The organism is Bacillus sp. ISL-77 (assembly GCF_018613105.1).
On sequence record NZ_JAGGQY010000070.1, the window covers coordinates 70,414 to 86,213 of the forward strand.

Annotated in this window: 15 protein-coding genes; 2 read left to right on the forward strand and 13 right to left on the reverse strand. The window is 39.9% G+C overall.

Going from position 1 to position 15,800, the window contains the following annotated elements; all coding sequences use genetic code 11:
- Positions 1–175 precede the first annotated feature (175 nt).
- Complete coding sequence (locus tag J7E77_RS24955) at positions 176–2,209, forward strand: Na+/H+ antiporter (protein ID WP_214717586.1); 2,034 nt, start codon at positions 176–178, stop codon at positions 2,207–2,209.
- 131 nt (positions 2,210–2,340) lie between these two features.
- Here J7E77_RS24955 and J7E77_RS24960 read toward each other — a convergent pair whose 3' ends face one another.
- From J7E77_RS24960 to J7E77_RS24970, 3 genes are all read right to left on the reverse strand, one after another.
- Positions 2,341–3,207: a creatininase family protein gene (locus J7E77_RS24960; RefSeq protein ID WP_214717588.1), complete on the reverse strand. Its 867-nt coding sequence runs from the start codon at positions 3,205–3,207 to the stop codon at positions 2,341–2,343.
- Between the two features lie 62 nt (positions 3,208–3,269).
- Complete coding sequence (locus J7E77_RS24965) at positions 3,270–4,634, reverse strand: MFS transporter (RefSeq protein ID WP_214717595.1); 1,365 nt, start codon at positions 4,632–4,634, stop codon at positions 3,270–3,272.
- Positions 4,635–4,869: 235 nt separating this feature from the next.
- Positions 4,870–5,628, reverse strand: coding sequence for a helix-turn-helix domain-containing protein (locus J7E77_RS24970; RefSeq protein WP_214717597.1), 759 nt, complete (start codon positions 5,626–5,628; stop codon positions 4,870–4,872).
- Positions 5,629–5,976: 348 nt separating this feature from the next.
- Between J7E77_RS24970 and ilvA the strand changes: the two genes are divergently transcribed.
- Positions 5,977–7,149, forward strand: coding sequence for a threonine ammonia-lyase (gene ilvA / locus J7E77_RS24975; RefSeq protein ID WP_251026857.1), 1,173 nt, complete (start codon positions 5,977–5,979; stop codon positions 7,147–7,149).
- A gap of 39 nt (positions 7,150–7,188) precedes the next feature.
- Here ilvA and J7E77_RS24980 read toward each other — a convergent pair whose 3' ends face one another.
- From J7E77_RS24980 to J7E77_RS25025, 10 genes are all read right to left on the reverse strand, one after another.
- Complete coding sequence (locus J7E77_RS24980; protein WP_214717610.1) at positions 7,189–7,530, reverse strand: zinc ribbon domain-containing protein YjdM; 342 nt, start codon at positions 7,528–7,530, stop codon at positions 7,189–7,191.
- Positions 7,531–7,687: 157 nt separating this feature from the next.
- Positions 7,688–8,239: a 6-phospho-3-hexuloisomerase gene (gene hxlB, locus J7E77_RS24985; protein ID WP_214717611.1), complete on the reverse strand. Its 552-nt coding sequence runs from the start codon at positions 8,237–8,239 to the stop codon at positions 7,688–7,690.
- Complete coding sequence (gene hxlA, locus J7E77_RS24990; protein WP_214717613.1) at positions 8,233–8,874, reverse strand: 3-hexulose-6-phosphate synthase; 642 nt, start codon at positions 8,872–8,874, stop codon at positions 8,233–8,235. The genes hxlB and hxlA overlap by 7 nt, the downstream gene beginning before the upstream one ends.
- Before the next feature lie 140 nt (positions 8,875–9,014).
- Positions 9,015–9,992 carry a LacI family DNA-binding transcriptional regulator gene (locus J7E77_RS24995; RefSeq protein WP_214717615.1) on the reverse strand — a complete coding sequence of 326 codons (978 nt, stop codon included), beginning with the start codon at positions 9,990–9,992 and terminating at the stop codon, positions 9,015–9,017.
- Positions 9,993–10,171: 179 nt separating this feature from the next.
- Positions 10,172–10,804 carry a bifunctional 4-hydroxy-2-oxoglutarate aldolase/2-dehydro-3-deoxy-phosphogluconate aldolase gene (locus tag J7E77_RS25000; RefSeq protein WP_214717617.1) on the reverse strand — a complete coding sequence of 211 codons (633 nt, stop codon included), beginning with the start codon at positions 10,802–10,804 and terminating at the stop codon, positions 10,172–10,174.
- An 81-nt stretch (positions 10,805–10,885) separates the two neighbouring features.
- Entirely contained in the window at positions 10,886–12,169 is a 1,284-nt protein-coding gene (locus J7E77_RS25005) for an MFS transporter (protein WP_214717619.1), read from the reverse strand.
- Position 12,170: 1 nt separating this feature from the next.
- Complete coding sequence (locus tag J7E77_RS25010) at positions 12,171–13,130, reverse strand: sugar kinase (RefSeq protein WP_214717621.1); 960 nt, start codon at positions 13,128–13,130, stop codon at positions 12,171–12,173.
- Positions 13,118–13,885: a sugar phosphate isomerase/epimerase family protein gene (locus tag J7E77_RS25015; protein WP_214717624.1), complete on the reverse strand. Its 768-nt coding sequence runs from the start codon at positions 13,883–13,885 to the stop codon at positions 13,118–13,120. Before J7E77_RS25015 ends, J7E77_RS25010 begins: the two co-directional genes overlap by 13 nt.
- A 288-nt stretch (positions 13,886–14,173) precedes the next feature.
- Positions 14,174–14,413, reverse strand: coding sequence for a hypothetical protein (locus tag J7E77_RS25020; RefSeq protein WP_214717626.1), 240 nt, complete (start codon positions 14,411–14,413; stop codon positions 14,174–14,176).
- Complete coding sequence (locus J7E77_RS25025; protein ID WP_214717633.1) at positions 14,406–15,269, reverse strand: ParM/StbA family protein; 864 nt, start codon at positions 15,267–15,269, stop codon at positions 14,406–14,408. The genes J7E77_RS25020 and J7E77_RS25025 overlap by 8 nt, the downstream gene beginning before the upstream one ends.
- Positions 15,270–15,800 lie beyond the last annotated feature (531 nt).

Genomic DNA, 15,800 nt, shown 5'->3' on the forward strand with positions numbered 1-15,800 from the left:
CACCGTTTTTTCCACCTTCTCGAGCACCATACCCTTCCTGTCCTTACTACCGAACCAATTTTGGCGGACAGTGCCATTCACTGTTCGCTTATTTTTTTAAAAAAGTGAAATTACCCTCTCTAATGTGTTGAAAAATATCTTTGTTACACAAAATACTTAGGAGAGGAGACATGAAATGGAATTTTTTCTACTTACACTTTTATTGCTCGCTGTTATCGGCTTGTCTAGTTTCATCCATCATTTTATGCCATACATACCAGTGCCGCTGGTTCAAATTGCACTAGGGGTTTTACTTGCGGCACTTCCAATAGGAATTCATATCCCAATGGAGCCGGAATTGTTCTTCGTTTTATTTATCGCTCCCCTGCTTTTTCATGATGGAAAAAATGTTTCACGGCACGCATTATGGAAATTACGAAAACCAATCCTATTGCTAGCTCTTGGGCTTGTGTTTGTTACCGTATTCGCAATTGGATACTTAATCTATTGGCTCATCCCGTCGATACCATTGCCTGCTGCTTTTGCGTTAGCGGCCATCCTTTCTCCTACTGATGTCGTTGCCGTGAGTGCCATTTCAAGCAGGGTAAAGATACCGCAAACAATTATGCATGTCCTTGAAGGGGAAGGGCTAATGAATGATGCTTCCGGTTTAGTAGCGTTTAAATTTGCAGTAGCCGCCACTGTGACGGGTGTTTTTTCATTGGCTGAGGCAAGCTGGAGCTTTTTAGTTATTTCCATTGGAGGTTTAGTAGGTGGTGCCATTCTTGCCGTCCTTATTATCCAATTGAAAATCTTTATTCGACGGCTCGGGATGGAGGATGTAACGATTCACATGCTCATCCAACTCCTCACCCCTTTTGTGATTTTTTACCTGGTTGAGCATTTCCATCTCTCCGGCATTTTATCTGTCGTAGCAGCAGGAATTGTTCATACCATCTATCGCGATCGTGACCAATCCCCTGCAATGCAATTGCAAGTGGTTTCTCAAAGTACCTGGACCGTACTTATCTATATTCTGAACGGATTGGTATTTGTGCTGCTGGGCTTACAAATACCAAGTGTCATTAGTGAAATTTTTCAAGACCCATTGTTTAATAATTGGGAAGTGAGTAAGTATATTTTCATCATTTCTGCTTCACTTTTCGTCCTTCGCTTCTTGTGGATCGGGGCTGCCTGGCATTGGGGCTGGCTGAAAAAGCAAATCCAAATGCCTTCGATGAGAGCGATTGGCATCATTACGATTTCAGGTGTACGAGGGGCTGTTACACTAGCCGGTGCATTTACGATTCCCTATGTACTCGAGGATGGAAGTCCCTTTCCTCAGCGCTCGTTATTCATCTTTATTGCTGCTGGGGTAATACTTGTAACACTTGTAGCAGCGAGCACTTTCTTGCCGATTCTCGCCAAGCCGGATAAAGGAAATACGGATAAACTTAAGGAGGAAATGGAACAGGTTGCTATGCTCCGGACAATTGACTCCGCGATTCGTTCGATTCGGGAATTGATGAATGATGAAAATCGTGGAGCGGCTGTCTCCGTTATTTCAGCATACACTCAAATTCGGAATCGCCTAACTAATGTAAGTGATGAAAACTCCGAGCGACTGAAATTAGTAGAAAATGAAATTCGGATGAAGGCCCTTGATGCCGAAGCCAACTACATCGAAAAATTGAAAAAAGAGGGACAAATTGACCGTGAAATGACTTATATGTCTGAAGAACATATCCATCGGATGAGGCTCGCTGTTACAAACCGAATCCACTACCGTAGATTATTTATTTGGACCTTGGTTAAAAGAAGTTTGTACCAGGTTGTTCATCTTTTTCTGCCAAATAACAAAGAACGGCTTAAACATCGCCAAGCACAAATTAAAAAGATCATCCGACTAAAAGTAAACATGGCGAAAGCAGCTATTCAGTATTTGAAGAATCAAATGACTTCTGAAAATGCCAATATTTATTTAGTCATTATCGGAGAATATAGCGAATTGATCATGAAATTAAAACTAGCCAAAAAAGGCGCAGATTCTACTCACTACACACAATTACAAAGAGAATTACGAGTGAAAGCCTTTCAAGCAGAAAGAGATGAAATTCAGAACTTGTACGAAGAAGGTGAAATCACTATTGATGTCACCCGGAAAATTCGTAAGCAGATTAATATACGGGAAGCTTATTGGATGGAAGAAAGTAGTTTGCATTCTCATTAACGGTACAGAACATTTGCTAAGACGGCAGGAACCATATCCCTGCCGCCTCTTTATCTTAATATAAAAACCTTAGCAAATTCGATATCATATATTCTAGTGCTTTTCGGTATTGGTATTACAATTAGGAATATTTATTTATTGTTTTTTACGGCTTTTCCGCCTAACAGATGTCCCCCGTATCTAGGAAGAATCATATCCTTCGTATAAACATCCACTTGATGAAGTGTTTCAACGATTGTCGGCATATCCAATGCCTTTACAAGTTTATTAATTGCTTGAACACCCGCATCTGCATGTGCTTCTCTTTCTTCGGGTGTTTTTAATAGCGGTGTAGCCATATGATCAGATGGTTCATCAAAGTAAGAACCCACTGCGCCGGATTGATAAGCGTATTTTCCCAATGTATTACCAGGATTCTTACCCATCCCTGCTAACATATGTTGAACATCATAAGTAACAGAATGAGATTCAGGTACATTCAATGGCACATCTTCTATTCTGCCTAAAACTTTATAAGCACCGATGGTCATATCATGAAATGCATCCATCAGATTGAAATTAGTTGCCTCTGCTGCTTTTAATACATCCATATACAAAGCAGGCACTTTTGTTTCGTCAAAGAAATCGCGAACCATGCCGCTTACTGTCAAATAAGCTGGACCATGACTGGTGATATAAATTTGTCGTCTAAAGCCTTGTTTTAGTAGTGACTTTGCAATCTTATCTAAATAAGCCATTCCGTCTTTTACACTCATTTGAATTGTTCCGCGGCCAACAATCGTTCCGCCTGCAAAGAAATAAGGTAAGTTGTGCAAAACAAGCCCATCTGATTCTTCAGCCATTTTTAATGCAAGAGCTTCCGCTAAAACGGTTTCCGAATCCAGCGGTAAAGCTCCATGAGTTTCCGTTACTCCAACTGGAACATATATAATATCATTTCGATCTAAATATTCTTCGACTTCCCCATTTGTCATTTTTGAAAGGAATCTAGTACGCATATGAACCTCTCCTCTCCTGCAATTTCATTTTAATGAGCTTTCACCATTAAGAAATCTCCTTATTAAGACGCTCTTCTTAATTTTAATGCTGCATACATTTCATTTGTTCTCTTTGAATTTAGGTTATAGATTAAAGCTACGCCGATTATCATGATAACGAAGGCAATGATTGGCATACCAGTGTACATTTTTAATACGCCTTCTGCTACTGCAGGTGATTGAGATTTTGCTCCAGCAACGAAACCAACCCAACCTAAAGCGTAACTTCCGATAGCAGAACCTAATCCCATTCCTACTTTACGAGCAAAGGAATAGAGGGAATAAAGTGTTCCTTCGTAATGTTTTCCTGTTTGAAGTTCTGCAAAGTCAATACAATCTGTTACAAGAGCCCACACAACCATAACGAAAACAGATGAACCGATTGTAGCAAGGTTATATAAAACCATGAACATGTATACATTTTCAAATGTAACCAATGTCATTAAAGAGGACGCAACTAAACTGAAGATGGATGTGACAATAACTAAATTTCGTTTATTAAACTTTACAACCAGTTTAGGAACGATAGCGAATAACACGAGCGTAACACCAATGCTAATGAATGAGTTAATAGCAAAAGCACCTGGCATATGATAACGTTCTGCAAAAACAATTGGAGCTAATTGGCTTACACCATTTATCATAAGAAGCGAGCCAATTGATGCAACCATCATACCGATTAACGGTCTATTTTTAATTGCTACTGTAAATGCATCCTTAAAACTATAATCGGATTTTGTTCCTCCCGGTTGATCATCATGAATACGTTCTGTTGATAATTTTACAAGTCCTGTATAAGCTAATACTGATAAAATACTAAACACAATGGCAATCTGGAAGAATGCTTCTGGAATGACAGATCCAGATTTATCATAGATAAACATGGGAACAAAGGATAAGAATCCAAGTCCAACAACCATACCCCCAATAGCACGAGCACGAGATAATTTTGTGCGTTCAACAGGATCATTTGTAATAACAGATGCAAGTGAACCATAAGGGATGGAATCGGCTGTGTACGCAACACAGAAGAATAAATAAACGAATACTACCCAAACATGAGTGGCTGTAGTACCCAAACTAGATACATCAGCAAAAGCTAATAAACAAGAAGCTGCTAATATCCATTTAGAAATATTAATATAAGGTAAGAATTTATCGCCAGATTTCCCTAATTTCCAACGGTCTGGAATCGTGCCCATAATCACATTACAAATGGCATCAAAGAATTTACCTAATAAAAACATAGTTCCCATAAAGTAAGGGCTTACACCTAATACATAGGTACAAAACATTAAGAAAAATCCGCCTATAAATAAGTTAACGAAACTTCCCCCAATATCTCCTAGCGCATATCCAACTTGGTCTCTTGCTCCAAACTTCTTCATGTGTAACCCTCCCCTGAATTTTTTCTTTTTTTGTAAACGCTTTATCTGGTACGTGATTAGTATACATCGAATCGCAATTACACTTTTGCACTATAATTGCATGTTTTTATAGTATAATTGCATGAATTTTTAAACAAATGAAGAGATAAAATAATGCAGCTAGAATAAGAAGGGCAAAATAAATAGGTGCATGATTTCTCATGCACCAACTAAAAGATCACATACGTCTCTTCATTTATTGAGGTTTCTTCCTCTTCTTTTTAAACTCTACAGGAGTTACTCCTTCTATCTCTTTGAAAAATTTAGAAAAATACTGAGGGTTGCTGAACCCCACCATATATGCAATTTCAGTCATCGAAAGATTTGAAAATAGGATCAGCTCTTTTGCTTCTCTTATTCTTCTCAGATTTCGATAATTACTGATAGTGATTCCTTTTTCTTTCTTAAAGGTACGCATTAAATGTGAAGGATGAACATGTAATTTCTCTGCCATTTCCTCCATGGAAATGTCCTCCGAAAAGTTCATCTCTATATAGTTCTCTGCTTTCTCTACAATGGTTAAGTTGTCACTTTTCGATTTTCGGATGGTAGGGTCGGAATACTCTGTTACCATATTTAAATGTATTTTTTCTAGTTCAGCAAAGGTTTCGGCATGCTCGATCATAATTGCATATTTTTCTGATATAAAGTGGCTTTGCCACGGACTTAATCCGCCCTTTTCAGCCACATAGCTATAAAGGGTATTGTGTGATAATAGAATATTTTTATAAGATCGGACTTTATCATTTGGGACTCTGTTAAGAATCTTTAATTGATCATCTCTAAATTGCAGAGACGCGTCTCTTTGATATTCGGCTACCAAATCTCGATCAGCATGTTGAATTCCGGAGAGTAATTTTTCCCTTAGCTTATGGAGAGTTTCAATATATTCAGGCGTAAGCCCATTTCGATTTATGTGCGAATTTGGAGTATCTGCTTGCGGTTGTTCCTTCATTTCAAGTCCCTGCCTTATGCATTTTGCCTTAAGTCCTATTATATTATCTTTTAGGACCTACTGCATTTGATTCTAGAGGCCGCACCTATTATTTATAATTAGTATATCTAAGGAGGCTTTTTATAGAGGATCTAGAGAAGACTCTACTGACGACTTTCTTTCCCTCTTTTTAAATTACCACAATTAACACGATAAATCCTTTTCTGTAACCGACTGAACCATAGCTTTTTGACAATTTGTAAAAATTGGACATAGTTTATTTTCTCCAGTACATCCTAAAAAGAAGAACCTTGTGGACGGAGGATGAAAAACTTGAACATCGATGATATCATCATTGCACGGGATAAAATGAAGGGAATTGTCCATATGACACCCCTTGATTATTCCAAAACATTTAGTCAGCTCGCTCATAATGAAGTCTATTTAAAGCTTGAGAACCTTCAAAAAACAGGCTCCTTTAAAGTAAGGGGCTCTTACAATAAGCTTAATTCACTTTCAAAGGAAGAACTAACAAAGGGAGTAATCGCTGCTTCTGCTGGAAACCATGCTCAAGGAGTAGCGTATTCAAGTCAAATGCTCGGCGTACCATGCAAAATTGTGATGCCTAAAGGCGCTCCACTTAGTAAAATCCTAGCCACAAAACAATATGGCGCTGAAGTAATTTTAGAGGGTGCCACATTCGATGATGCTCTCTCCTATGCATTAAAACTGAAAGATCAACTCGATGCGACCTTTATTCATGCTTTTGACGATGAGGCTATCATGACAGGACAAGGTACGGTCGGGTTAGAAATCCTCGACCAGCTTCCAGATGTTGAGGCGGTTATTTGCCCAATTGGCGGCGGCGGACTGATTGCTGGAGTTGCTATGGCAGTAAAGGAAAAAAATCCTCATATATCTGTTTATGGTGTTCAAGCCCTTGCCTGCCCAAGTATGAAGCAGTCCTTGTTTGAAAATAAACCTGTAATGGTTGACTCCACACCCACAATGGCTGATGGGATCGCGGTTAAAAAACCAGGGCTGAAGCCCTTTGAAATCGTTCAAAAATACGTTGATGATGTTTTTTGTGTCGATGAAATGGAAATTGCCAGGACCATGCTAATGGTTTTGGAGAGGAATAAGCTTTTAGTTGAGGGGTCGGGCGCCGTCTCACTTACTTCCTTACTTTATGAAAAATTGAATATTAAGGAGAAAAAAGTGGTTGCTGTATTAAGCGGCGGAAATGTAGATATGAATTTTATTTCAAGAATTATCGAACGCGGTTTAGTTGAATCTGGAAGGTATGCGAATTTTACGATTACCTTAAAAGACAAACCTGGTGAACTGCAACGAGTCTTAAGCTCGATAACCGATTTGGATGCGAACGTTCAATCTGTTAATCTCCATCGGATTGGCAAAGATATTTATCCCGGCTATGCCCAAATTGAGATTTCAGTCGAGACAAAAAATCACGATCATATTGAACAGCTGCATAAAGTTCTTACCGAGAAAAACTATCATGTGGAAATGGGGAATTACTAGGTGCTAGGCTTTATACCTAGCCCTTTTCATTCTTAGACACTATAATAACTTCTTAACAAATTCAGATTTTAAGCTCATCGCGCCAAAACCATCAATTTTACAATCAATATTATGATCTCCATCAACTAAACGGATGTTTTTAACCTTTGTACCTGCTTTCAAAACAGATGAACTTCCTTTTACTTTTAGGTCTTTGATGACTGTGATAGAGTCCCCATCGGTTAAAACATTTCCATTAGAATCTTTAACAATTTTTTGAACTTCATTTTCTGATTCTACTTCTAAATTCCATTCATGAGCACATTCTGGGCAAACAAAAAGGCTTCCATCCTCGTACGTGTATTCGGAATTACATTTTGGGCAATTTGGTAAATTAGACATAAGTTCATTTCCTCCATTCATCCCTGTTATTCTAATACATCAAAAGAGGGTTTCTAGTCTAGGCGGTTATTATTGATTTCAAAACACTTTCAAAAAAAAGAGTGCCTGACACCAATTCGGCGATGACCGAATTGGTGTCAGGCACCATTCACTTTTCCTATTCTAAATTGCTATGTCGGCCGAAAGCTAGCGTGTGATCCACTTCGTTAAGCTGGCTGAAAAGCAGGCATAAGGTATCAAATAGAATATGAGCACATTGATCGAATAAAGAACCAAGCGGCTGGATCGTTTTCAACTCATTCTCGCGGCGGTATTTTGTCGCTGCGGGTACATGAAGAATCTGCGTTGCCGCCATAGCTAATGGAGACTCTGGATTTGTGGTTACAGCCATTACCGAACAACCAAGTGAATGCGTTTTTTCAGCCGTCCAAACCACATTTTTCGTTGTACCTGAACCTGAGATCGCCACTAAAAGGTCACCTTCAGCAATGGACGGAGTGATGGTTTCCCCTACAACAAAGACCGTTGCTCCCAAATGCATTAAGCGCATCGCAAATGATTTTGCCATTAACCCGGACCGTCCTTCTCCAATGACAAAAATCCGCTTGGCTTTTTGCAATTGAACCGCTAACTCTTGAAGCTGCTCCTCTTCCACTTGGCTAAGGACCGTTTCCACTTCTTTTAATATAGTAGGAATAATGACTAACATGTTCTATTTCCCTCCGTTTGTAAAATAAGTTGTTTAAATTGTGCCGCTGACGCTGACGGATTATCCGCTTTCGTAATAGCAGAGCCAATAATCACAACGGCTAGGTTTAAAGACCCTACGAGGTCTTCGATCGAATCTAGGGTAATCCCACCAGCTGCCGCTACCTGAAATTCTGAAAAATCACTTGGCTTTGTTCCGTGATTTTGACTGCCTAATTCCTCTTGTTGGTCCTTACTCACGTGCTCGCAAAATATGGCGTCCTTATATTTCCGTAAGTCTCTTTTTTGTTGATCAGACGTATTTAACAGATCAATCATGACCTTTTTTTGATAACGATTGGCTACTTCCATGCAGGTATCAATTGTTACAAGGGGAGAAACTCCCATGACGGTAGCAATATCAGCCCCAGCATCAAAACACAGTTCAAATTCATAACGGGCATTATCAATCGTTTTTATATCGGCAACAATCTCTTTATTTGGAAATGCTTGTTTCATCTCTTTTATGCTGGCCACACCGAATTCTTTGATTAGTGAAGTACCCACCTCAATCCAATCAATGGAATCCTCTACTTTCTTTGTTAACTCGATGGCTTCTGCTATTTCCATCCGATCCAAAGCAAGTTGTATTTTCATAATCAAACTCCTCTACATGGGGTTTAGATAAATCGGTTTACTAAATCGGTTTATGAATTGATTATACTTCATTTGTAAGCGTTTTTCAATGAACAAAGTGTGCCTGAACCAGTTTTGGTGTCAGGCACTAATGAATCCTTTTACAGCATCTTGCTTGGAAAAACAAACACTTCAGGAGGTGCTTGTTCTTTATTAATCTGTTGGAATAACAGTTCGGCCGCCTTTTTTCCCATATCTGTTGCCGGCTGAATGATGAAGGAAATGGGAGCCTCTAGCATGTTGGAGAATGGGATATTATCAAATACAATCAACTCAAGCTCTTTCCCAAGCTTAATTCCCTTTTCTTTTAAAAACTCCCCCACCGCCATAAATACACGATCATTGGCAGCAAAGAGAGCCGTTGGCTTAACCTTTAATGAAAAGAGCTGTTCTAGTTTGCTTTTCATTTCCGAGATACTTGATTCGATAATGAAATCTGAATTTACCTCTAATCCTGCATCTGTTAAGGCCTTTTTATATCCTGCCAATCGATCGATTCGAGTACTAACCGATAGCGGCTGCACCACAAAGGCAATATTCTTGTGACCCTTCGCTATGAAATGCTGCAAGGCCTTGTAAGTGGAATCGGTATTATCCGTAATTACTGAAAACACATCAAGATTCTCGACTCTTCTATCTATAAACACAACAGGATAGCCTTGACGCACCATGGTTTTATATAAATCATTATTTTGTCCAGTAGGAAAAATGATCAGACCATCTACCTGCTTTGCTCTCAACATTTCAATATATTTCTTCTCTTTTTCGGGATCATCATCCGCGTTACAGATGATGGCATGCAAATCATGTTGATGACAAAAATCCTCAATGGCACGGCTAATTTCAGTTGAAAAATAATGCATAATATTGGCAACAATGATTCCAACCATAGAGGTTCGCTTTTGCTTTAGACTTCTTGCGATAAAATTGGGCTGGTAGCCAAGTTCTTCAATCGCTTCTTCAATTTTAAGCTTGGTTTTTTCCCCCATATATTCAAACCGTTTATTTAAGTATTGAGAAACGGTACTTTTTGACACGCCTGCCGCTTTTGCTACATCGGCCATTGTTACTTTTTCCATGCCTATCTTCCTCTTTCCTCTTGGTTCACTGACTTCATTTTAGCGGCAAATCTACTAATTTTCCAGTAATGATCGATTCAAAGTCGCCCACATGTAAACAAAGGAGGATGACCCCCTAAATGACAAAGCACTTGTTTATAACCAAGTACTCGCCACTTATGGTCATCCTCCCCTTATACTTACCGAGCTGACTGGACTTCTTCCATTAACTTCCTTGCATTCTCGGTTATCAACCTTAGATACTCATCGGTTAATGCTTTTTTCGAATCAACCAACGAACTTCCGACACCCACAGCAACCGCTCCAGCACGGATATAATCCTTGGCATTTTCCATATCAATCCCGCCTGTCGGCATTAACGGAATATGCGGCAGTGGACCCGCTAGATTTTTAAAATATCCAGGGCCTACGCTTCCTGCAGGGAATACTTTAATCACATCGGCACCATACTCATAGGCAGTTAGAATTTCGGTTGCGGTAAATGCACCAGGGACACTAATGACCCCATACCGTTTCGTCATCTCGATCGTTTCCTTCCGAACAGTCGGTGAAAAAACAAACTTTGCTCCCGACAAAATGGCTGCACGGGCAGTCTCAGCGTCCAAAACCGTTCCGGCCCCTACAAAAATCTCATCACCAAACACATCCGCCGCTTTTTCAATTATCGCTAATGCTTTTGGGGTTTCCATCGTAATTTCCAGAGCAGTAACTCCGCCTTCTTTTAGGGCATGAGCCATTGGAATGATGGTTTCCATATTAGCCCCTCGAATGACCGCAACAACCGCCCGTTTTTTGATTTCTTCTACTCCCATTTTAAAAACTCCTCTTCTCTCTATTATGTTATATACAATTAGTAACAGCCTTGGAGAAATCCCAAAGCTGTTGACAGTTTTTTATGCACTCATATTTACATCAGATGGTTTGTTTCTTTCCTTTTTTGCAGCTTTTACCGCCCAAATTGTTAATATAGCGGAAAGGAATAAAGATCCTGCCATAAAGATATATGAAGCACCGAATCCACCTGTAGAATCATTTAAATATCCTACGATATAGGAACCAACAAACGATCCTAATGCACCCATGCTGTTAATAAGGGCCATCGCGCCGCCAGCCACGTTACGAGGGAGGATTTCAGGAATGATCGCAAAGAATGGACCATATGGAGCATACATCGCACCACCGGCAATGACTAATAAGACAAATGAAATCCAGAAATGGTCCGTTCCAATGGCATAAGAGGCATAAAATGCGACTGCACCAATTAATAGGAATGGCCAAACAAAGGCGTTTCGGTTCAATGTTTTATCAGAGAAATAAGAAGCTACTAACATAAGAATAATGGCTAAAATATAAGGTACAGAAGACAACCAGCCTGTTTTTACAATATCCATATTTGGCGCTGCTTTAATAATAGAAGGAAGCCACATGACAAACCCATATACACCAATGCTCCAAAGGAAATATTGAGCACTTAACAAAATAACTGGTTTTGATTTAAAGGCTTCGCCGTAATTTTTTACCGGCTTGATACCTTCTTGTTCTTTTGCTAATTGTTGTTCAAAATCATTCTTTTCTTGTTCGGTTAACCATTTTGCATCTCTTGGTTTGTCATTTACAACTTTCCACCAAATAAATGCCCAAATAACGGCAGGAAGACCTTCGGCAATAAACATCCATCTCCAGCCCACAGAGTTAACTAAATAACCAGAAACAATTGACATCCATAACACGGTTGCAGGGTTTCCTAAGATTAAGAACGTATTCGCACGAGAACGCTCTGCTTTCGTAAACCAGTTACTTAAGAGTACAAGCATGGACGGCATTACCGCACTTTCCACTACCCCTAGGGCAAAGCGAATCACAAATAATAATTTAATATTGGTGATCATCCCTGTAAAAGAAGCTAATAACCCCCAAGCAATCAATGACCAGAAAATAAGGACTTTTGCACTCTTTTTCTCTGCAAAAGCGGCTCCAGGCACTTGGAAAAAGAAATAACCTAAGAAGAATAGCGACCCAAGTAAGGAAGAAGTACCCGCTGTAATGTGAAGGTCCTCAGCCAATCCTGAAGCAGCACCGAACCCATAGTTAGCACGGTCAAGGTAGGCAAGACTGTAAGTGATAAAAGCAATTGGAATCAGACGTAACCATCGTTGTTTGGCAATCGTTTGTTTCATGTTATTTCACTCCCTCTAAGTTATTTTCTATATATTTTGCTAACTCATCTTTGGTTGGATAGCCATCGTTATCACCAGGTGATTGAACCGCTAACGAACCAATTGCATTTCCCCTAGAAACCGCATCATGAACGCGGAGACCTTCGAGTAATCCACTGATTACCCCAACTGCAAAGCCATCGCCCGCACCAACGGTATCAACAACCGTTTCGACATGAAAACCGCGAACGGTTCCTTCTTCGGTTGCTGTTTTATAAAATGCTCCCTCTGCACCAAGCTTTATGACAACAAGCTCGACACCTTTTTCCAAGTAAAAGGAAGCGATTTCACGAGGTTCCTTAAAGCCGGTTAAGATTTCACCCTCAGCGATTCCCGGTAACACGTAATCAGCTAGGAACGCGGCTTCATTAATTTCCTTCACCATTTCTTCTTGTGATGCCCAAAGAGTTGGCCTTAAATTCGGGTCAAAGGAAACCTTTTTGCCATTCTTTTTCATAAACGATAGAGCATGTCTTGCAAAGGCTCTGGCGCTTTCCGAGAGGGCTAATGGAATTCCTGTCATATGCAAGTGCCTTGCATTTTGAAAATAATCTACATTGAAATCCTTACTATTTAGATGGCTCGCTGCCGAACCCTTGCGAAAATATTGAACCTCTGGGTCGCCTTCTAATACCATTGACTTCAATTGAAATCCAGTCGGATAATTTTTGTCGATCAACACATGGTCAATGTCAACGTTTTCATTTTTGAGCCTTTCGATTATAAATCTTCCAAACGCATCATTTCCGACTTTGCTTGCCCAACCAGAGCGGAGACCAAGCCTGGCAAGCCCAATTGCCACATTGGTTTCTGCACCGGCAAGCTCCCGGGTAAATTGGCCAACTTCGTGTAAGGAACCCGGATGATTAGCCATAAACATTGCCATCGCTTCTCCAAATGTAATCACATCTAACTGTTGCATGATAAAGCCTCACTTTCTGTTATCATCTGAATAAACTCTTTTGTTTTCTCCTTTGGTTCGATAGGAAACTCAAGCGCCTTTGCGATTTCAGATGGTAAACTATTCATAACCTTCTCCCAGCTGTGACTCCCATCTTTTTGAAGAGGCACAGTGATGAACTCGCCATGATCATCTTCTACCTGTTTCAAATGCAGATAATGGACATATGGTGAAAGCTTGCTTAATGCATCGTCCACATCCTGACCGGAATAGTACCAGTTCCCTGCGTCAAATGTCATTTTTACTGGTGTGTCCTGCTCGGAGGCGCTTTCAAAAAAGGACGTTAATTGGTTGATATTCCCGCCATGAAGCGTCTGGTCATTTTCAACTAGCAATTGAATTCCTTGGTAATGGTTCAAAAAGGTATTGAGCTCCCTGACATTTGATTGACCTTTATGAAAATGCCCTAGTGATACTTTTATCCATTTAGCTCCAAGTGCTATTCCTTCGTGAAAGATCTCGTTTAATTCCTTTTCATTTAAACCGTGATCTTTTTTCCATAATTCAATCGGAGCCGAGTACACGGTAAAAAGTTGATATTGTTCTATTTCTTTTCTAATGCTATCTAGTGGTGGATCTTGGTCCGACAATAATTCACGGCGAATTTCAATTCCAAAAGCACCGGACTCGGCAATGTGCCTAACGAATGAAGTTTGCCCCTTCTTCAACACTTCAAATCTATCATAAGCATTTAACGGGACAATTACATTTTCCATAACGAAGACCCCTTTTTAAAAAGTAATTCTGATAAATCGGTTTAGTAAATCGATTTAGTAAATCGATTTATTCATATTATAATCCCAATGAAAGCGTTTTTGCAAGAAAAACTTTTTTTCTTTAATTGATAATACTTTGTGGTGCCTGACACCTTAAAACATAGATAATCCACTCTGGTGCCTGACACCATAAAATGGATTCAAATTACTTTGAGGAAAATGTAGAAAAGGTAAAAGGTATGGAACCCCTAAGTTATAGAATCCAAAAAAAAAGACCCCATATAGGAGTTAGAGACCGAAGCTTTTCAACTTCGACTTGTCGATAGATTTTTCTAGTTTCATTTCTACCTTTTCATGTTCTTTACGAGTACGAATGACTCCGACACCCTGTTCCATATCTCGTTGGATCAGGCGTTTGATATATGTCGCAAAGTGAATGTACTGGTTACAATGTTCTAGAAGCTCTCTTTCATAAGGGTCATCGAGGTTGAAAGGGACGGACTTGATCTTTCGATTCAGTTCATTCATCAACAAAGACCGCTTTCCCCATAGAATAAAATCCGAAAGCATTGGCATATTGCGGACTGTATGCTTTGTGTCCGTTTGCCCGGTAGAAGACGGGTCTGATTAGCTTGATATTACTAAAATGCTCTTTAATATATGGCAGAAGATATTCAGCAATTCCTCCGCAAAGATAGGTCGGTTCGTATAAGTTCCACTTGCCCCGAAGTTCTGCCAGGATGGCTACTGCCATTTGTTTTTCTGTCATTTCCATGTCTGTTTCAGCACCGAAAGCAAGGGTCCCGCTTTTCCTGTCAATAAAGTAGCCATCTTCCACTCTTAAATAGTTGAAGGTACCACTTCCGGCGTCGATGATGTTCGCGATGTCCTCCGGCCTGTCTTCCATGCTGAAGTATGCCCCAGATCCTTCAGGAGCGACTTTTACTTCCTCGATGTAAAACGTCTTCCTAACATTGTTCACCGTGATCGTGTGTTCCCCTTTCAGCATGTTCTCCATACTTTCCCTGTCTTTATTCACCATACCACGGATCGGCTGCCCAATCACTACACAGTTCCCTTCCGTTTTACCATACTGATGAACTGCCACCAGTACCCTGATCTTTGTTTCTTCGTGCGCCTTCGAAATATCTCTCGGCTCTCTTATTGCATGACATTCCCGCCAGGCGATATTCCCCACAAACAGCTTCTCGTCCCCGTACTCGACGATGTAGTCGCCGGCTTCCATTTGGCTGCTATCTGTATTCACCAAATGAAGATGGCGGTAAGGTCCAATTGTTGACCTAAACTTAAACACCTCGTCCCTCGTTCTTCCTTTTACCTCGAATGCGCCGGCATCAATTGCTATTACCCATTTGTGATTCATTTATCCTACCCCTTTTAACAATATTGTGAAAGTGCACCTATGTCATACAACTAATCTTTTTTCAAACTTAGTATATGAGTGGAGGCCCAAATGTGACACACACAAGTCATACAATACTGTTTATTGGAAAAAAGAAAAAACAATAAAGCAGGATATCCCTCAATCATAAAATGCTTAGATTCTTACAGCTTTGAAATACCGAAAAGGAATCTTAAAACTTAAAATTTTAACATAATCTTCCTATATAACGTGCAAAAAGCAGTGTGATTCATCTGAGCAACACACCGCTTTTATCGTTTTTTCTATATTCGCTTTTTCCTATGCAGGGGTACCTAAAAGAGAACGGCTTACCCTCAATAATGGAAGCTTTCGTTTGAGGTGCTTCTGATTAAATTACATTAGAAATCGCAGGTAAAGGAGATCATTGTACTCCTATGAAACCCGCTCCCGCCTTTTTTCATGATTGACGGGCATCATAGTGCTTCTATGGTTACCGTTCCATCTTTTTTTCACTGCTGACGGGCATCATAG